Here is a 19,432-nt window from a genome sequence, read left to right as displayed (position 1 = left end):
GTAATTTTAATTATAAACTTTGGAGGGAAAATTCATGAATGGAGCTGAGCTGCTTGTTGCGGCTCTCTATAAAAAGGGAGTACGACAGGTCTTTTCACTTAATGGTGGACACATTAGTTTGGTATACAAGGCGTTGATTGACTATGGAATCCGTATTGTTGATGTACGGCATGAGGAAGCTGCCGCTCATATGGCGTATGCATGGGCTCGTCTTACGGGACAACCTGCTGTTGTATTAGCAACGGCTGGCCCTGGAGTAACAAATACAACAACCGGTGTTGCTACAGCTTTTCAGGCTGCCACACCTATGGTGGTAATTGGAGCACATGCACCTATTCCTCAAATGGGAATGGGCGCGATGCAGGAAATTGATCAAGCGGGTATTATGAAGCCAATTACAAAATTTGCGGAACTCATTTTTGAAACAAAGAAAATCCCTATGTGGGTTAATAGAGCGTTTCAAACAACGAGTAGTGGAAAGCCAGGACCTGTTTTCTTAGATATACCGACAAGTGTATTTAAAGCCGAGGCAGATCCAAAGTGGTTGGAACAGGTAAGTGACACATTAGTCGTGGACCCACCAGCTCCTGATCTGTCTGCTGTCCAAAAAGTGACATCTATTCTGAGGAATGCAGAGAGACCATTAATTATTGCCGGAGGTGGTACATTCTTTTCTGGTGCTCACGAAGCATTGATCGATTTTGCAGAGCGCCATGGAGTACCTGTTTTGACGACATCTCTGAACAAAGGTGTGTTTCCAGATACACATCCATTGCATGTAGGAGCAGCACGTTCGCTCGCAATGGCAACTGCGGATGTAGTTATTATTCTCGGTGCACGACTTAACTTTATTTTAGGCTATGGTTATGAGCCGCGGTTCTCAAAAGATTCTATATTCGTTCAGGTAGATACGGATCCAACTGAAATCGCCCGAACTCGTCCTATTGATGTACCTGTGATTAGTGACGTTCGAAAATTTCTCTTGGAACTAGATATGGCATTACAAGATCATCCTAATGTATCTAAACAGTTTACTTCATGGGTACAGAAATTGCAAAAGAAGGATCGCGATAACAGGGATCGATTAGATCGACAAGCAGCCGAGTTGACATCTTCGCCGATCCATCCGCTTCGACTTTGTTACGAAGTAAATAAGTATTTGACGAAAGATACAACCTTAGTTGCTGATGGCGGAGATATCCTTTCCTATGGCAGGCTTGCGTTTGGTCGTGACTTGCCAGGACATTACGTAGATCCTGGAGCATTAGGCACAATTGGTATTGGCATTTCTGCAGCTATAGCTGCCAAAATTGCCCGTCCAGAATCACCAGTAATATTGGTAGTTGGAGATGGCTCATTAGGATTTACCTTATCCGAATTAGACACTGCAGTGAGACACCAAATTCCAATCGTAATCGTTGTTAGTAACAATGGAGGCTGGAATATTGAAAGAAAGGCAATGGAATTAGACTTTGGTCCAGAATACACAGTTGGAACTACTTTAAATCGTACGCGCTACGACTTAATTATGGAAGCATTCGGGGGACATGGAGAATGGGTGACAGAGCTGTCGCAGTTACCAGATGCTCTGCAAAGATCTATCGAAGCCGGTGTTCCAGCGCTGGTTAATGTAGAAACGGATGCAAATGTCGTTTCTCCCGACTTGGCAAGGGGGCTTGCCCAAGTTCCAGAGGATCAACCTATTAACTATAAAAGTGTAACTGAATAACCTTATCGAAGGGAATGATATGCGATTGAAATCAGGTAACCAACCACCAAAAACCAGATGGTACCGTATAGGATTGTTCTTGTTCCTAGTATATTTATTTGCTTTTATAGATCGGTCGAATATCGGAATGGCTGCACCAAGCATGACTAGTGAATTGGGTCTTACATCAAAAGAAATGGGCTTATTGTTGTCGGCGTTCTTTTGGGGTTATATTTTAACGCAAATGCCAGGAGGATGGATCGCCCAACGATTTAGTGCAAAGTGGGTTATTATTACTGCGTCGACGTTCTTTGGGATTTTCAGCTGCTTGACTGGATTCATGCAGTCAAATGAGAGTCTAGTAGCTGTTCGGTTTTTGTTGGGATTGGCAGAAGGTGCTATGTGGCCCTCATTCATGGTTTTGACAATTAAATGGTTTCCAGTAAATGAACGTGCACAAATCTCAGGATTATTCCTTTTAGCCATTCCTTTATCCAGTGTTATTTTGTCTCCATTGGCAGGTTGGATGATTGATACATGGGATTGGAAAATGATGTTTTTCCTACAAGCCCTGCCCCCAATACTCTTAGCGGTATTTGCAATCTTCCTATTAGCTGACGACCCCATGGAGGATAAAAGGCTTTCTGAGAAAGAACGAGAGTTCATTCTTAACAATAGGGGTATTCAAATAAATGATGGTCCTACTCAAAAACAACCCTTTATAAAATCCATACTGTCATCCCGTCTGTGGGTCCTCGGTTTAATTTACCTATTTTGGTTGACAGGATTATACGCATATGGGTTGTGGCTGCCTACAGTGGTAAAGTCAATAAACGGCGGCACGCTAACAACCGTAGGAATGTTAAGTGCCATCCCACCACTACTGGGTGCTATTGCGATGTTTTTGAATTCACGACTTTCTGATAGGAATATGACTCGTGGAAAATATGTAATTCGGCCACTTACACTAGGTGGAACAGCGCTTTTAGTGAGTCATTTTATCCATGATCCGGTTTTGAGTTACCTCTTGCTTTGCATAAGTGCGATTGGGATTTATACACCATTTGGGGCGTGGTGGGCTTGGTGTTTGGATAATATCCCCCCAGAACACACGGGTTCGCATAATGGTTTCATAAATTTATTTGGCAATTTTGGTGGGGTCATTGGTCCACCAATTGTAGCCTTAGCTAGTGACGGTTCAAATGTTGGTTCTGGGTTTTATATACTAGGTTTTGGAATGCTTCTTGCTGCCCTATTATCCGTATTATTAAGTTTTTCAACAAATAGAGATAGTAAAAGTTTGGAACAAAGTTATATGAAACCGCCTTCATTGTAGTTAACCTCTTAGTGAATTTTTAATTCTAAATTATCAATAATGGGTGGACCCGAAAACCTTGAAGATATAAGATTTCGGGTCTCTAATAGAGTATAAATGTGAGGGGGGTTCATAATGGAATTCACACTTGGAAAATTACTATCTATTACTGCTGCAAAATACTCTAACAAAACGGCAATAATTTTTGGTGAGACGAGATATACCTATGCTGAAGTAGAAGAAAGAGCTAATCGATTAGCTAATGCCTTGATGAATATGGGACTGAAAAAAGGGGATCGTTGTGCAGTTTTGTTTTACAATCGTGCAGAATGGCTTGAGGTACACCATGGTTTGGCCAAGGCAGGTATTATTGTGGTTCCGGTAAATTTTCGTTTTACTGCCACGGAGGTTAAGTATGTAATTAATAACTCTAGAGCTAAGGCGATTATATACGAAGAATCCTTTTCTGAAATAGTCGAAGAGATTAAAGAAGATACACCTAGTCTTGCACATTATGTAGGTTTAGGTGAAGAGGGTAAAGGCATTAATTATGATGAGTGTTTAAGATCCTCATCATCAGATAATCCCGAGGTGGATGTTAGAGAAAACGATCCTCTTTTAATAGGATATACTTCCGGTACGACGGGATTTCCAAAGGGAGCAGTGATTACTCACCGGAAACTGGTAACAAATCATTTCGTGTTCTCCAAGGAATTTGGGGGAATTAATTGTACAGATAAAATGCTGTTAATAATGCCAATGTTCCATGGGAATTCCACTTGGTTCGTACAAATGGTGGCTTTGAATGGTGGAACAAGTGTCGTCTTTCCTTCTACTGGCTTTAATCCAGAAGAGTTATTACGTATTATTGAAACAGAGAAAATTACTTTTACTTCGTTGGTTCCGACTATGCTTACTATGATATTGAATTTACCTGAAAAAATTAAAAATAAGTATGATGTGTCATCTCTTCGGATGCTTTTGAGTAGTTCAGCTCCAATTATGTCAAAAACTAAAGAAGATACCCTTAAATTTTTTGAAGGGATAGATTTATATGAATTTTACGGTGCTACTGAAGCAGGTATCGTAACCTTATTGCGACCTGTGGATCAGTCGAGAAAAGCTCGTTCAGTCGGTCAAGTCGTAGTGGGTCAGGAAGTGCGTCTTCTGGATGAAAGTGGAAATGAAGTTCCCGTAGGTGAGATTGGAGAGATTTATGTTAAAGGCATCTGCGTAGTATTAGATGAGTATTGGGAGAACCCTGAAGCGACGAGCGAAGCACACCGAGAAGATTGGTTATCAATAGGGGATATGGCCAGAATGGATAAGGAAGGTTATATTTACCTGGGAGACAGAAAAAAAGACCTTATCATCAGCGGAGGGGAAAATGTCTATCCTACAGAAGTGGAGAACGTAATTGCAAGTCATCCAAAAGTGTACGAAGTAGCAGTCATTGGGTTATATGATGAACTATGGGGCGAAAAAGTGCATGCAGTGGTTGAGTTGAAATCGGGAGAAGTAGTCGAAGAGCAAGAAATTATTGATTATTGTCGTGATAAATTGGCTGGCTATAAAATACCTAAGTCGGTAGACTTTGTCGAAAAGCTGCCAAAAAATCCGACAGGGAAAATTGTTCGCCGTACTATAAAAGAACAGTATTCCGAGAGGACCGTAAACTGTTGAAACCTCCTAGATATTTACGTTGGTACACTAATGTTGTATAAGTTCAGGCTTTTTATCGAGAACATTACGGTACATTATTTTGCTAAGAAGAAGAGTGGCGGTCGCGCCACTCTTTTTGAAGTTTTTCTAATTTTTTATTTTACGGGACCTCTAGTAATTTCAGTAAGCTTAGAATTGATGGCAAAAATTTTTGCGTTGACATTTGTGTAACAGGTGCCGCACAAGGTATCGGTTATGCAATTGCAAAATCATTCATCAATAATGGTGACTTTGTTGCGATTTTGGATTTAAATTTGGAAGCTGCTGAAAACGCTGCAGCTAAATTAGGAAATGCAAAGGGTTATAAGGTCGACGTTGCGAATGAAGAAATGGTAAAAAGTGTGGTCGATCAAATCATGGCTGAGCGCGGAACAATTGGAATCATTAACATTTCTTCCGCTAAATGGCAGACTTCCAGACGCTTATAAATCAGCCTATGTAGCGGCTAAATTTGGTGTCGTTGGATTCACCCAAACAGCAGCTCTTGAAACCGCTCAAGACGGCATCACGGTAAATGCAATTATGCCTGGACCTGTACGAACAGAATTAATTGAAAAACAATTACCTAAATTAGCAGCAGAAAATGGAACCACTGTAGAGGAAGCCCTAAACCATCATATCTTAGGAAAACAATGGATGAAACGCCTGCTAGAACCATCAGAAATTGGAGCAACCGCTGTTTTTCTAGCCTCAGCCGGTGACGCAGCCATTACAGGTGAGGGCATTGGTGTAACAGGCGGTATGTGATGCGTGGGGATGGTTCTCGTGCATCAGTGATTGGGAGAATGTGGATGAATTTCACTCCCGGAAATAGACGATTGTTTTGCATGTGCCGCCGCAAAAGGTAAGGGCAAAATCAAAAAAAGACTAAAATCCAACTATCTCAAATTGGTAGTTGGCTTTTAGTCTTTTTGTTGGATATATAACAAGCAATACAAAAGGTAAGATGGGGCCGCTATGGTAATTTTTTTCTGGTGAGGGTAAGAAGGAAATTATTTCATTAGTAACGAAAATAATAATTTAGCGTTTTTAAAGTTTAGATAGAGAGAAATGGAGTCAAATTATGATTAGTTCAGAGAAAAGAAAGTAGTAGAGCGGTGGTTTTTGAACTTTTTACAAAAGGAGATTTAAGCGTTATAGATGAAGTAACCATAGAAGATTTTATTTATCATGGGTCTAGTGGTGATTCTACTCGTCAGAAGCTAAAGGACTTTATGGGGTGGTACCGTACCTGTTTTCAAGACGATCAATGGGAAATAAACGACTTAATTGAACAAGATAATAAGCTGGTTGTAAGATATACAGGTTTCAGCACATATAAAGGAGGCTGGTTTAATATCCCTTCTACAAATCAAAGGGTTAAGGAAACTGGCATGATGATCTATTATTTTGAGGGAAAAAAGGTTAAAGAGCTTTGGTGCGAGTTGTCAGATGCAAATGTGCTGTATCAATTAGATGCACTTCCAAAGGGAACTCATGAAACTTTCGAAAACTAGAAGCAAAATGGAACATAGCTAAGAAGCTAACGGAATAGGGAGAATTAAGAAAACAATTTGATTACTTATCTATTAAATGGAGGAGAAGCATTTGAAAACAATCGGTTTAATAGGCGGAATGAGTTGGGAGTCTTCCATAGAATATTACCGAATCATCAATGAGGAAGTTAAGCGCCAATTGGGCGGATTACATTCGGCAAAGTGCATTTTATACAGTGTTGATTTTGATGAAATTGAACGTTACCAGGCTAGTGGAGAATGGGAATCTGCGGGGCTCGCCTTGGCTGAAGCCGCTTTGTCCTTGGAAAAAGCAGGAGCAGATTTCATTGTGATTTGCACCAACACTATGCACAAGGTCATCAATTATATTTACGAAAAAATAACTATACCGATTCTCCATATAGCAGATGCAACCGTAAAACAAATACAGAATATGAAGCTAAATAGAATTGGGTTACTTGGCACTAAGTATACTATGGTAGATGACTTTTACAAATCTAGGATTATGGAAAATGGGATAAAGGTATTAATACCAGATAATGAGGAGATTGATCGAATAAATAGTGTCATTTATGATGAATTATGTGTAGGTACGATCAAGCAAACCTCGAAAGAATATTATAAAAAAGTGATCAATAATTTAGTGGACAGGGGAGCCGAAGGGATTATATTAGGATGTACGGAAATTGGATTACTGGTGAAACGAGAGGATTCTGTAGTTCCACTGTTCGATACAACAGTCATCCATGCTATTGAATCAGTAAATAAAGCGTTAGAATTATGAAAAATCCACAAGGATGGTTCTCGTGCAGCATTTCTTATAGCGAAAGTGATGCACGAGAACCGTCCCCGTGCATCTTATTTCTTCATTTATTTTACTGGACCATTAGTAATTTCAGTAAGCTTAGAATTGATGGCAAAGATTTTCGCGTTAACTTTAGTTATACCAAAGTCGGCTAATCGTTTAGAATGCATATCTAAATACTGTTCAGCTGTTTCTTTTGTTTCGAAAATATAAATTCCACCTGCTTCATTCGCTTCAGGGCTTTCTGTCCAGATTTTCCAAACGAAGCCGGGTTCTTCATTAATACTTTTCGCCAAATTCGAAAACGCCTCCGCCATTTCATCCCCGAATGGACCATTCATGTTGAAATCCACTTGTAATACGTATGCCATTTTTTAATCTCCCTTATTTTGTAGTAGTAGTAAAATACAGTTCTCCAAGAATTTCCTTCACTTGATAGCTATTTGGTGAAAGTTCTTTGCCAACAAAGCTGTTAATCTCCGATTTTTCAACATCATACATCACTTCAATTTCTTTTGAAAACAGAAGTTTTTCTTTTTCAAGCAAGTTAGAGAGGGATGGTTGTTGTTTTGGCTGCAGTTCTTCCAGATTTAGAACTTGCTTTAACCCAGCAGCATAGTTTTCCAATGAACGGGCACCGACAATTTTTACTCCTTTATTTTCTTCATTGACGATGATAATGGTTGGGAACCCACGAACACCGAGGTTTCGTGCCAACATGAAATCCTCATTTAATAATTGCTGTCCGGTTTGTTGTTCAGCTTCATGTACAATTGCTTTTCCATCAAGTCCCAGCTTGTTGACAATCTCAATCAAAATGGATTCATCTGAAATATTTTGATTAAAGGCGAAAAGGGCTTCTCTTGCACGTCGTAAATATTCAAAGGCCAATGCGTCGTTATGATTTTTTTGAATCACTTTAAAGACACGAGAAGGGGGATAGGATGATTGAACGGGATTGTCAATCATGAGCGATCCATCAATAGGCATGCGGGAATATTCACCAACTTCTCTCCAGTGACCAGCCACGTCCGCAGGTTTAAAGATGCCATTTGCCGGATCGATGGGGCCATCATGCCATTTTTCCAGCAAGCCGCCCATAACCGTATGGAAGTTAAAATGCTGGCCATACTGCTCTAAAAAACGGCGAAGAACTGGTTCGAGTGCCCAGCAATGGGAGCAGATCGGGTCTGTCACATAATATACATTAACGGTTTTCTTTGGTTGATTGAAATCAATGATTTCCATATTTTCCTCTTCAACTACACCACATACGCCTGTTTCTAAATCACAAATCATGTTATTATTTTCATTCATTTCGAGATACCTCCTTAGTGTTTGTTAAAAAAGTTGCTTACTTAGAATTGATTTCATATTTGTTGTACAATTGCATTGTAGTACATAATGAAAAACACCAATACCAATAGATAATTGGATTTATCGTATATACAACACATTTGAAAAATTGTCGAAAAAGTAGGAGGTATTTTTGAATGGAACAGGAAAAAACGGACCCCCGAATTCTTCGGACACGTAAATTAATCATGGATTCGTTTATTGAAATCTCAGGTAAAAAGGAATTCAAGGATATTACCATTAAAGATATTACAACAGAGGCAATGGTCAATCGTGCAACCTTTTATTATCATTTCGAGGATAAATATGACTTATTAGAAAAGGTCCTATCGGAAGTCCTATTGATCAATTTGAATTCCGATCAGGTCGATCAAAACGAACTAAATGAAGAAACAATTGTTAGTATCTTCGTAGCCATTACAAATTTTCAAAATTCCTTATCCAATCGCTGCCACAGAGGCTACGAAGACACCATCGCTCGTATTATAAGGGAACAACTAGAAATCATTTTTTACAAAATGCTATTAAAAAGACAACCGAATGATGAAAATCAAGCACTAAAACAAACAGCCGTCATGCAAAGCTGGGGACTCTACGGAACAGCAGTAGAATGGAGAAGAAATAGGGAAGTACCGCCAGAAGAATACATCAAACCACTCATCCCATTCATCATAAAGTGATGCATGGGGACGGTTCTTTTGCCTTAAAACTCCTGTATGGGAGGTTTGAAGGTTCCTTGATTAATAGCCTGAGGCTATAAACCATTAGGTATGACAAAAAGATTGTGAATAATTATATTTAAAGAAAACCAAGGCGTAGTATTTAACATTATTTACGTTAAATACTACGCCTTGGAATACTGTATATATTGGACAGGTTAGCTGAATAAGAACTTATCTTAATTGCAACTGCATTTTTATGAGTTATTGTTAAACCTGTGTTTTTATTAAAGTTTGAGGCTGTCACTCTGGCAGCTTTTTTTCTTATTCAACTATAGGTTCCTCAGCTGTCAGTATTCAAACTACCTCTTTATACTTGAAACGTTAAATGATGATTGGAAATTTACCTTCACACCTTCATCCGCACAGGCAGACTCTGTATCGACTGCACTACTAAATCCAGCTTTGATTCAATCCGATAAAGCAGATAAAGTGTCACAACGATGGGGAATCCTACCTCGTTGATGAATGAAATGATTTGATCCACAGTCATTCTCCTCCTTTCCAATTTTTAAAAAGAGGCCGGATTCAGAACCGGCCTCTTTCCTAAACACTATCGAATTTGACTAGACTACCTTAAGTTTAGACAATTTCATACTCAACCACATTGCGGTCGATGACTCTCGCGCCTTTCGAAGAAACATATCGTCCGCTAGCAGATGTAAATACATCCGCAGCAATAATTTGTTCCATAGCCTGCTTAACAGCAGCCTCATCAACAGGCTCCTTAGGATTATCAACCGCAATCCGAGCAGTCTTCCCAAACTCCGTACCAAACAACAACTCCAACGTCATTGCCATACTTTTTCACCTCCTTTCTTTGAGGCATGGGAACGGTTCTTTTGCCTCAATTTTTAAATGGTTACATCCATGTTAGATTGGAAGATTCGATGATATATAGCCTGTTACAGCTTTTAGACCATGAGAACCGTCCCCGTGCATCATTCTTGATTACGCAGTTAATTCAGTGCTGTCGCTGCGCTCGGTTTTGTTAAGCGGATCGTTGCATAATGCAGAAATGGCTAGTGCAACCTGGAATAACTGGTCAGCAGTTGATTCCTTTTTGATGTTGCTAAACGTTTTGGTTTTTACGACTGGATTTCCTTTTTCATCAATGTCGACCTGAAATGCCAACCGAAGCTTTGAACCTTCTAATAATGCTTGTGCCATCGTAGTTCACCTCCTTTCACCTTTTATTTAGCTTTTTGGAGGCGAAAAGGACAGGGGGGAGAAAAATTTATTCTATTTTTTTCGAAGTGATGGTCCATCTGCTCTTTTTCAGTGGACCTGAAAAAAACATGAAAACAGTCCATTTGAAACTTTAATATGGAAAGCACATACATGAATGTGAATTGGAAATAAATAAATAGAATTAATTTGCAGAGATGGAGGAGCGAAATTGAAAGAAAATCAATCGGAAAAACTGAAGGGGACTGGTGAAAGTGTTGATTCCTTAACGAATCGTCAAGGTCATCCTGTAACAGATAACCAAAATATTAGAACAATAGGGAATCGGGGTCCATCCACGCTTGAGAATTATGATTTTATAGAGAAAATTTCTCATTTTGATCGTGAAAGAGTGCCTGAAAGAGTTGTACATGCTCGCGGAGCGGGTGCACATGGTTATTTTGAAGCGTATGGTAAAGTAGGAGATGAGTCCATTGCCAAATATACAAGAGCCAAGTTGTTCCAGGAATCTGGAAAACGCACACCAGTTTTTGTTCGTTTTTCAACCGTTGCGGGTGCCGCGGAATCTCCTGAAACTGCCCGTGATCCAAGAGGCTTTGCAGTTAAATTTTATACAGAGGATGGGAATTGGGACCTTGTTGGAAATAATCTAAAAATATTCTTCATTCGGGATGCGATGAAATTTCCAGACATGATTCATGCTTTTAAGCCCGACCCGGTCTCTAATTTAAGTAACCCTGAGCGAATGTTTGATTTTCTCTCTCGTACCCCGGAAGCCACCCATATGGTTACATTTCTATTTTCCCCTTGGGGTATTCCTGCTAATTACCGTCAGATGCAGGGTTCGGGTGTCAATACATACAAATGGGTTAACAAAGACGGTGAGGCTGTTTTAATTAAGTACCATTGGGAACCGCTGCAACAAGGAATTAAGAATCTTACCCAAAAGGAAGCAGAGGTGATCCAAGCTAAAAATGTAAGCCATGCTACCCAGGATTTGTATGAGGCAATTGAGCGTGGTGATTTTCCGGAGTGGGAACTTTGCGTTCAAATTATGAGTGATGATGACCATCCAGAGTTGGATTTTGATCCCTTGGATGATACAAAACTATGGCCGACAGACAAATATCCGTTTTTAAAAGTTGGAAAAATGGTTTTAAACAAAAATCCAGAAAACTACTTTAATGAAGTCGAGCAGGCCGCGTTCGGTACAGGTGTATTGGTTGATGGACTGGATTTCTCGGATGATAAGATGCTCCAAGGCAGAACATTTTCCTATTCCGATACCCAGCGCTATCGAGTAGGAACGAACTATTTACAGCTTCCGATTAATGCGCCGAAAAAGCGCGTGGCAACCAATCAGCGCGGAGGCCAAATGTCCTATCATGTGGATCTCGCCCCTGGTCAAAATCCACATGTCAATTATGAGCCTTCCGTGATAGGAGGCCTAAAGGAAGCAGAGCAAATAGGTAAAGTCCATGAACCGCACTATAACGATAAATTGGTTCGTGAAAAAATTGACCGCACCAATGATTTTGGTCAAGCTGGAGAGACCTATCGTAGCTTCGAGGATTGGGAAAGGGATGAACTCATCGGTAATTTGGTAGAGGCACTTAAAATCTGCCGGCCTGAAATCCAAGATAAGATGCTTGAATATTTTACGAATGCGGATGAGGAATATGGAAAACGAGTCAAAGAAGGTTTAGCCCAGGCAATGGAAATGAGCAAGGATTCAAACAATACCAGCTCCGCAGCAGCAGATGAAGCAGCCCACAAAGCAAAACAGATGGGACAAGAAGCAGATCCTTATTAATTTTTAAACCATGGAGAAGTTCTTAACGATTTTATTGAAACAATTATCATCAGTAATACCTAAATTCCGCATGAATATTAGCCAACTATTCCTAAAATAGAGTAGTTGGCTTTATTTATGACGTCGGAAATATCCTTCAAAGCTTCATCCGCTCATGTGTACTCTGTATCGACACCAAAAACTAGTTGTATTTACTGTTGTATTTCCAATTTGATGCTGATTTTGGATATTTTGAAGCAATAGTATAAAAGATGTTTTCAAGTGAGATTTTTGCAATCCACATAATCTTCCAACCATACATATCTGTGTAGAGATGGAACAACCCTAATATGGTATAATATGGTTGTTGTTTAGGGGAAAGGTTTTTACTAGAAACGTAGAATTTGTCTGAATCACGATTGGAGGGGTACGATGATTAAATCTTTAAAAGGTCAATTCATCTTATCAATTTTAGTTGCAATTTGCTTTATCTACAATTCTTTTAATTATACAAAGTTTACTGGTGAAGGAGAATTCCATTTTTCTCAATTTATACTTTACCTTGTGATGATTTTTTCAGTCTATAATGCAGGAATACTAACACAAAAATATATCAATCAAAGAAAAAGTAAATAAATTCTGATAATACAAGTGATAGTTAAAAGGGGGAAACACATTTATGATCCCTGCAAAAATAGATTCCATGTCAATCACTATGATTAGAGAAAAAAACGTGGAATCTATCGTTGATTGGTTCGATCAGCATAAACTATTATACTTTACACTTGGCTGGACCTATCTTAGGAATCAGCAGCAAATGGAAGAGCTTTTTTACCGGGCTATTATAAAAGTCCACAAGGAGTTACCTCGATTTAATAATCAAACATCATTCGATACATGGGTTACATCCATTTTCATACATACCTGCCGGGAGCTTTCTCACGATGGAAGTTTACAAACTTTAGAAGAAAGTGAACCACGACAGGATTTATTTAAAGCCCTTGATCAGTTGAAGAAGTATGAGAAAGAAGCGGTTGCCCTTACATATATAAAAGGAGTCTCTCACGAGGAAGCAGCTCATCTTCTCCAAGTTTCAGTGGAAAAGATGAAAGAGTATTTGTTTTCTGGTATCCAGTCACTAAAAAAAGAAATGTGGTACGGGTCATCCTTTAATGGCTGCAAGGAGTACCATAGGTATTACATCGATTACTTAGAAAGAAACCTGGAACGGTCGAAAAAGATTGATTTCGAGATACATATTTATCATTGTCAAGTCTGTCAGGAGGATTTAACTGCCTTTCAGGATGTTATGTTAACGATGTTAAACCTTACTGAAAGGATGGAGGATTTCTGTGTTCCATCTGATTTCTTAGGGAACGTCAAAGCAAGGCTGGTTGAAAAAGAAAAGCACAGACAATTGAAGACCAAGAAACGGAGAAGAATAGGGATTGTTATTGCTGGTGTTTTAGTGTTGTTACTAGGTCTAGAAGTTTTTACAGGGACCATTACCAACCTCTACTATTCTTGGACTGAAGAAAATCAAGAGTTGCGTGCCTTTTTGCAACATGACCTGGGTGATAGGCTAAACCTGGAAGCGGAAAGCGATGGGGTGAAAATTAGAATTAAAGGCGCGATTGCTGATGATGTTCAGACGCTTGTTTTTTATGAAATAGAAGATATGGATGAAGAAAACCAATATATGATGAATTACGATGATGGGGTTTTTGTGGAGAACGAATATGAAATCATGAGTCGTGAAACAAATCCAAGGTACTATCCACCTGACCTTAAATCGGATATAAATAATAAAGAAAAGAACGTGTATCAAGGAAAGATCAGTTTGCGGCCACTGACAAAGGATAACGGGACCATCAAGCTGAAGATTACAAAACTTCAGAAATTGTTACGTGATTCATCTGACAAGCATGGTTTTAATGGGTATGAGAATATGGAAAATGCAACAGGGGAGTGGAACTTCGAGATTCCTGTAACAAAGCAGTCCTCCATCGAATATGCGTTGGATGGAGAAACAGTTGTCGAGGGGATCCCAGTTCGAATTGATAAGCTAACCATTGCTCCAACAGCGACACTTCTTCAATATGCTATTAATAATGTGCAGCCAAAGAAGCGGATAGAAGTTCTTAATATTGACAATATCGAAGTGAACAATAAAAAATTGAAAGCTGATAGATATGGCGGCTCTTTTTTGGATTCACATCAAGACCTGAATTGGAGTACTTTTCAAACAAACTTTGCCCCACTTTATGGAGAAGAACCAAAAGAGATTAACGTTCAATTCGGATTTATTAATATAGCTGTTGAAGACCAAAAATCCATTGAGCTGGATGCGTCTCTGGAATACCCTCAAACCTTTGAATATGCAGGCAGTACAATCTCCATCGACAAGCTGGAAGTTGGACAGCCTACCGTGATTGTCATAAGCAATAATGAAATCGAGAATCGAGCATTTGAGGCGCTTAACTTTAATATTGTGGTTGAGGATGAAAATGAGCTCAGCTCAGTGGAGATGAATTCTGAAGTAGTGATCGTTGATAAAAACGGGGTAAAATACGATATGAATGCTGTAACCCCTGTCTCATTTGAAGAAATCGAGCAGCCCCAATATTTCGCTACAGTTCAAAGCATGCGGATAGAAGGTAAAAAAGCTGGAGAGAAAGTGATTCCTAAGAATCTTGAAATTTATGGATATAATACAACGAAATATTTGGATGATGTTGTGAAGATTTCTTTGAAATAAAAATTATCGCTTACCTGTTTTGTCATACATATTTGCAGCTTCAGCCATCGAATAATCTAAAATCTCTAGTACTTCATTCGCAAGTTTTTGATCCATCAACAATCCCGCTTTAAACTGCAACACTGAATGGTCATAAGATAAGATTTTCTCCATAACAACGCTAGCGGTTTTATCATTTTTAGGGTTTGATGCCATATCTACCATTTCAGAGGTAACCAAGGCTCCATACATATCGCAGATACCCTCACAAATTTTTCTCATTTTGTTCTCAAGTAACTTTTGAACTTCCGGCGTGAAGCTTCTGGTATCTCCCTTTATTTCTACATTCGTAGGAATCGCATTTCTAATTCCGTCTGTATGCATTTCTGTACAGGAAACAACAGCAGTATCAATTGGATTAACATGACGGGAAACGATCGTTTGCACTTGAAATAGCAAATAAAGAAAAAGTACGTAATGTAATTATAATTGGGGAGGACGAAGTAAAAAATAATAATTTTAAAATCAAAGATATGTTAACGGGTGAAGAAAGAACTGAAATTTTTCAGTTTAATAAATTGAATTAAAAATTCCTTCTGCCAGAAGGACGGTTCTGCTGGCTTTTTTAATTAAAGAAATGAATGAAAAAGGCCACGAGAACCGTCCTCGTGGCTATCCTATTATTTCAGTGTTGAGAGATACTCAATCCACCCGTCAAGTAGACAAAAGTGATCGGAATTGAATGTTTCGTTCCGTTTGTACCTATGTCAATGGAGGTACCAGTGAAACCGACTTTCCCAAGTTCAAAGTCTTTCAATTTCGCTCCTAGCTCGAATCCCCCTTGAATTTCTACACCTTGCTCCCGGGAATAATCAACTTCCATCGTAACCTTTCCATCATCCTTTTCTACGGCACTAATCGAGAGGACTATACGCTTTGCGTTGGCAGGAACTGAAAATTTTCCGGTACCACTAAGTAAAATTTCTTTAGGCGATATACGCTCTGATAAGTTTACGTTAAAAGCAGGTTGATTGCCTACTGCTGGAATTGTAACTTGGGATAACATGGCACGAGGCAAACTTGTTCTTCTGCCGCTAATAGTAATCGCATATTCTCCCGGTTCGAGTGGAATGGAGACTTTACCGATTCCAGCCGAAGAGTTGAACTCTGAAAATTCTTCTTGTTGACCACCAACCACAATGACATTAAACTCTCCATCTAACGGTTGATTGGTAATAGAATGGTTCATTTGAAAAATTAATTCCACGTTTTTATTAGGCTTGATTAAGTTTTGGGCTGCATTCTCTCTAATTGCATCACGTTGTTTTTTAGGAAAATATGTGGCTGCTTCTGACTGGCTTTTTGCAGCATCCGCTTCGGCTTTCTTTGCATCCGCTTCGGCTTTCTTGGCATCAGCCTCTGCCTTTGCTGCTTGAGCCTGCGCAGCTCTTTTCGCTTCAGCTTCCACTTTTTTACCTTCAACCTCGGCTGCAGCTTTATATATTCCAAGGTCGTATTCTTTCTGTTGGCGATCGAGATCGTTCATGTATTTTGTTTGAATCTCGCGCGCTTTGTTACCGGCTTCGGCAATCTCGATGGTATTGTCTGAGAGTCTTTTTAGCAGGTCTGAAACTTCTTGCCGCCCAGACATATCGCGGAAAATATCAGGTGTTGCTAGAAGGCTCATCGCTGCCGCTAGACCCGATGGATCAGGCGCCGATGACGGATTCACAATATTAACAAGAGATTGCGGAAACGGTGTAGGCATTGCATCTATTTGCTGTGGCTGCGGCTGTATTGGAGTGACCGGATTTATCCCAGTAGCCTCGAAAGGAATCGGATGTTCTTCCCATTTCCAAAATCTCGTGTTGTCGATCTCTTCTGAGATGTTGCAGTGACCGAGCTTGCCTTCAGCAAATACACCGCGCGTCGGAAGTGTGATTAATCGTTCAGACTTTGTTGATGCTAGTGCGACATGTTCAAGCATCTTTTTGCGGTCCGCTTCGCCCATGGCGTCCAGCTTGTTTTGTGCCCATTGCCGCCGGTTTGGGTCATTGCCGTTTAGGGCAGCAGAAAGATCGACAGCCAGCGTTTCGTCGATTTGCGTTTCCGTTTTCGCGAGGGGGTAGGCAACGTAGCTTCCCATCACCTCGAGTGGTGTAGGATCTACTTTGTCAGCATAGCCCTTTCCCTCCATTTGTATCGCAATGGAGCTTGGCTCAGTGCCTAGCAGCAGAACGCGATTGTAGTAGTCTATATTATTTTTGAAATGTGCGTCCAGCTTTTTTATCTGGTGTAACTCTTCCTGCGTTAAACTTTGCTCCGGATTGGGGATCCCCGGAATTGGAGCAGGGTGCGGGCCAGGCCGCTTAATGAATGTTACAGTGTTAGAGCTTCCATTTGTATCGAAATAGTAATCAACATCGCTGTTTTCGATTAAGGCGATGGCACCATTGGCATGAAAGCCGTTTATTGCTAGGCGATCCAGCCGCCACTCGTCAGAATCATACAATACAAACTCAAAGCCAACCAGATGTGACCACTTGACTTTGCCTGAAGCATAATCTTTTGGCACGGCAATAAACCAACCCATCGCAGTGTCGTTTAGGCGATTACCTATGTTGACATTGTCAGTTGGATTATGTTTTTCCCATAATTGAAGCAGAGGACGGTGTACTTGTTGTCCGTCCCAAATAATGAGGTTTGCCATAACCAACTCGTCAGTTTTATCTTTTAAGCCCTCTGCCGTTTTAAGTCCGATTTCAAAAAGACCAAACTCGATATCACCTTCCCAGCCGGAGGGTACTGATTCTTTTGGCTTAATCCCGTTCACTTCTTGGTATTCTTTGATTGCCTCTCTCTTTTCTAAAGCATCAAAGGCAGTCCTTAGTGTCGGATCCAGTAGCATCGGTTCAAACTGATAGCGGTAACTAATAAGATCCTCGTCAGTGAATTCCTTTTTTCTTTCCGGTAGCTGGATTAGTAAAGCAGGTCGTCTACGAATCCAATCAACCTCGACCCGAAAATGGCGGAGTACCTCGTAATAAAGAATTGTGAGCGTGTGACTATGGTTATAGTTGGTGAATGTCCTTGTCTGGATGCTCTCCTTCTCCTCCTGACGGGCTTGAATGACTACCGTCGAATTGATCTCGCGCTGGGCCGAGCTTGCTTGTGAGAAGGTGTCCATTAGTCGCTGAACGTTCTCTGCCGCTAGTTCACGACTTCCGTCCGTGGTTGCAGTTGAACCGCCGAGACTTCCAGTAACGCCAAGCGCGGCGCCAATCGGACCTAATGCGCCTGTCGCACCTGCCGAGATTGCGGTTCCGCCCATGAACGACGAGCCGTGCTGAAATTCTTTAAGTCCAGCTCTCATTATTTCGGTGATAGTGCGATCTCGATGGGTTTGATGCAGCAACTCCTCGGTCAGTTTGGTCTTTTCATCACGCTTTGTTAAATTGTCCCAGGACCAGTCTATGACCGCTAGCTTCACGTTCTCACCGGGTGCAAGAGGAAGGCTGTATAAAATTTCACCTAGTGAATGACCTAGCTGGTACCAGGACACTTTGTACTCATCGACATAGGCAAACTTGCATTCACCGGGCAGTTTCAGGTCATCCGTCGGATCCGTTACACGCACTACTTGACGAAGGACGAATTCTTGCAGCGCCAGGTTCGCAGGCACAAGTTCCTCACAGCCGTCCTCTCCGACCAGCGTCTTTGGACTGGCGGCGAATGATGCGGGTGACAGCCGCCAATCGGTTAGCGCAGGATTCTGGAGCGCCCGTAGTCCCATATTGTTTAAAGCGGCAGGCATGACAGGGGCTTTGATCGACAAGCGAGCCACCACGGCATCAAAAGCAAAGCGTGCCTGCGCTAGTGCATCGAACCGCTCATCTTGTCCGTATGGCTGTACCCATATTGCGATTTTGAGAACCGAATTGGGATCGTTGCGGCGTATCTCGATTGCATCCGTCAGCATTTGGCGAACCTCAGGGCGCAGGCGTCTTAAATCGAAGGAAGCATAGCCAACATGGTCTGTCGTCAGTACGCCGAGGGGATCGGCCCATATGTAACTTGAATCCTCGGGCGTTTCCAAAAGAATGAGTCCGAACTCCTTTGCCGCTTGCTTAAGAGCGGTAATGATCAACGGTTCGAGATCAGATGACTTAATGTCGGTGTAGTGGTCGCGCCCGGCCATGTTGAGCACTTCCTTGAAAATGTACACAAATACATTTCTAGCTTTGTTAAAATCTTGAGTACGAAGCGCGTCTAGACTCGCCTTGTCTATCATTTTCGTCAGTGCTTGTGACACAGCCCGCTCTACCGAAGTGCGAATGGCAGCTGTAATTGATGGATCAATTTCGTTAAGTGCTGTATATATATGTTCGATGAATCGTGTCTCGGGAGGGGGTGATGGAACTATTTGTGGAATTGCGACTTCTGCATAAAGGGAAAGGTTTTTCGTGGGTTGACCAGTTACCGGATCGGTCACGAAAATGCCGAGGTGCGTTGGTTGTGAAAGCGGCCAAAGCGGCATAGCTTACCTCCAATTTAGAGAGCATATCTCTCATGATTTTATTTAATATCTTCACTG

At 40.8% G+C, this 19,432-nt stretch carries 18 protein-coding genes; 11 read left to right on the top strand and 7 right to left on the bottom strand.

Going from position 1 to position 19,432, the window contains the following annotated elements; all coding sequences use genetic code 11:
* The first annotated feature begins 34 nt into the window (after positions 1–34).
* The 7 genes from QNN06_RS16750 (at position 35) to QNN06_RS16720 (ending at position 7,025) form a co-directional block, all read left to right on the top strand.
* Positions 35–1,729 (top strand): thiamine pyrophosphate-binding protein, encoded by a 1,695-nt coding sequence (locus tag QNN06_RS16750; RefSeq protein ID WP_213119616.1) that lies wholly within the window; start codon positions 35–37, stop codon positions 1,727–1,729.
* Between the two features lie 19 nt (positions 1,730–1,748).
* Positions 1,749–3,044: an MFS transporter gene (locus QNN06_RS16745; RefSeq protein WP_213119617.1), complete on the top strand. Its 1,296-nt coding sequence runs from the start codon at positions 1,749–1,751 to the stop codon at positions 3,042–3,044.
* A 114-nt stretch (positions 3,045–3,158) separates the two neighbouring features.
* Positions 3,159–4,706 (top strand): long-chain-fatty-acid--CoA ligase, encoded by a 1,548-nt coding sequence (locus QNN06_RS16740; protein WP_284035499.1) that lies wholly within the window; start codon positions 3,159–3,161, stop codon positions 4,704–4,706.
* A gap of 173 nt (positions 4,707–4,879) precedes the next feature.
* Entirely contained in the window at positions 4,880–5,173 is a 294-nt protein-coding gene (locus QNN06_RS16735) for an SDR family NAD(P)-dependent oxidoreductase (RefSeq protein WP_213119800.1), read from the top strand.
* Positions 5,121–5,492 carry an SDR family oxidoreductase gene (locus QNN06_RS16730; RefSeq protein ID WP_284035498.1) on the top strand — a complete coding sequence of 124 codons (372 nt, stop codon included), beginning with the start codon at positions 5,121–5,123 and terminating at the stop codon, positions 5,490–5,492. Before QNN06_RS16735 ends, QNN06_RS16730 begins: the two co-directional genes overlap by 53 nt.
* Before the next feature lie 350 nt (positions 5,493–5,842).
* A complete protein-coding gene (locus QNN06_RS16725; protein WP_284035497.1) occupies positions 5,843–6,241 on the top strand; it encodes an ester cyclase in 399 nt (132 codons plus the stop codon).
* Positions 6,242–6,332: 91 nt separating this feature from the next.
* The gene (locus QNN06_RS16720; protein WP_284035496.1) at positions 6,333–7,025 is read left to right on the top strand and encodes an aspartate/glutamate racemase family protein; all 693 of its coding nucleotides are present in this window, start codon (positions 6,333–6,335) and stop codon (positions 7,023–7,025) included.
* Positions 7,026–7,111: 86 nt separating this feature from the next.
* Here QNN06_RS16720 and QNN06_RS16715 read toward each other — a convergent pair whose 3' ends face one another.
* Positions 7,112–7,417, bottom strand: coding sequence for a monooxygenase (locus QNN06_RS16715; RefSeq protein WP_284035495.1), 306 nt, complete (start codon positions 7,415–7,417; stop codon positions 7,112–7,114).
* A gap of 13 nt (positions 7,418–7,430) precedes the next feature.
* Positions 7,431–8,363: a DsbA family oxidoreductase gene (locus tag QNN06_RS16710; protein WP_284035494.1), complete on the bottom strand. Its 933-nt coding sequence runs from the start codon at positions 8,361–8,363 to the stop codon at positions 7,431–7,433.
* Positions 8,364–8,539: 176 nt separating this feature from the next.
* Between QNN06_RS16710 and QNN06_RS16705 the strand changes: the two genes are divergently transcribed.
* Positions 8,540–9,082 (top strand): TetR/AcrR family transcriptional regulator, encoded by a 543-nt coding sequence (locus QNN06_RS16705; RefSeq protein ID WP_284035493.1) that lies wholly within the window; start codon positions 8,540–8,542, stop codon positions 9,080–9,082.
* A gap of 388 nt (positions 9,083–9,470) precedes the next feature.
* Here the strand turns inward: QNN06_RS16705 and QNN06_RS16700 are convergent, their stop codons facing one another.
* From QNN06_RS16700 to QNN06_RS16690, 3 genes are all read right to left on the bottom strand, one after another.
* Complete coding sequence (locus QNN06_RS16700) at positions 9,471–9,614, bottom strand: YvrJ family protein (protein WP_481819220.1); 144 nt, start codon at positions 9,612–9,614, stop codon at positions 9,471–9,473.
* A gap of 89 nt (positions 9,615–9,703) precedes the next feature.
* A complete protein-coding gene (locus QNN06_RS16695; protein WP_213119626.1) occupies positions 9,704–9,922 on the bottom strand; it encodes a DUF2922 domain-containing protein in 219 nt (72 codons plus the stop codon).
* A gap of 150 nt (positions 9,923–10,072) precedes the next feature.
* Positions 10,073–10,291: a DUF1659 domain-containing protein gene (locus tag QNN06_RS16690; RefSeq protein WP_213119627.1), complete on the bottom strand. Its 219-nt coding sequence runs from the start codon at positions 10,289–10,291 to the stop codon at positions 10,073–10,075.
* Between the two features lie 229 nt (positions 10,292–10,520).
* On the opposite strand from QNN06_RS16690, the gene QNN06_RS16685 reads away from it, so the two are divergent.
* From QNN06_RS16685 to QNN06_RS16675, 3 genes are all read left to right on the top strand, one after another.
* Complete coding sequence (locus QNN06_RS16685; protein ID WP_284035492.1) at positions 10,521–12,122, top strand: catalase; 1,602 nt, start codon at positions 10,521–10,523, stop codon at positions 12,120–12,122.
* 411 nt (positions 12,123–12,533) lie between these two features.
* Positions 12,534–12,737, top strand: coding sequence for a hypothetical protein (locus QNN06_RS16680; RefSeq protein WP_217036977.1), 204 nt, complete (start codon positions 12,534–12,536; stop codon positions 12,735–12,737).
* Positions 12,738–12,780: 43 nt separating this feature from the next.
* Positions 12,781–14,859, top strand: coding sequence for a sigma-70 family RNA polymerase sigma factor (locus QNN06_RS16675; RefSeq protein ID WP_284035491.1), 2,079 nt, complete (start codon positions 12,781–12,783; stop codon positions 14,857–14,859).
* A gap of 3 nt (positions 14,860–14,862) precedes the next feature.
* On the opposite strand, the gene QNN06_RS16670 is transcribed toward QNN06_RS16675, so the two are convergent.
* Positions 14,863–15,285 (bottom strand): hypothetical protein, encoded by a 423-nt coding sequence (locus QNN06_RS16670; RefSeq protein ID WP_284035490.1) that lies wholly within the window; start codon positions 15,283–15,285, stop codon positions 14,863–14,865.
* Between the two features lie 238 nt (positions 15,286–15,523).
* Complete coding sequence (locus QNN06_RS16665; RefSeq protein ID WP_284035489.1) at positions 15,524–19,375, bottom strand: hypothetical protein; 3,852 nt, start codon at positions 19,373–19,375, stop codon at positions 15,524–15,526.
* Between the last annotated feature and the right edge of the window lie 57 nt (positions 19,376–19,432).

This window comes from Neobacillus sp. 114, assembly GCF_030127045.1.
In the GTDB taxonomy this organism is placed as follows: Bacteria; Bacillota; Bacilli; order Bacillales; family Cytobacillaceae; genus Neobacillus; species Neobacillus rhizophilus.
Note: the sequence above shows the minus strand (reverse complement) of the source record. Positions and strands in the feature narration are given on the sequence as shown.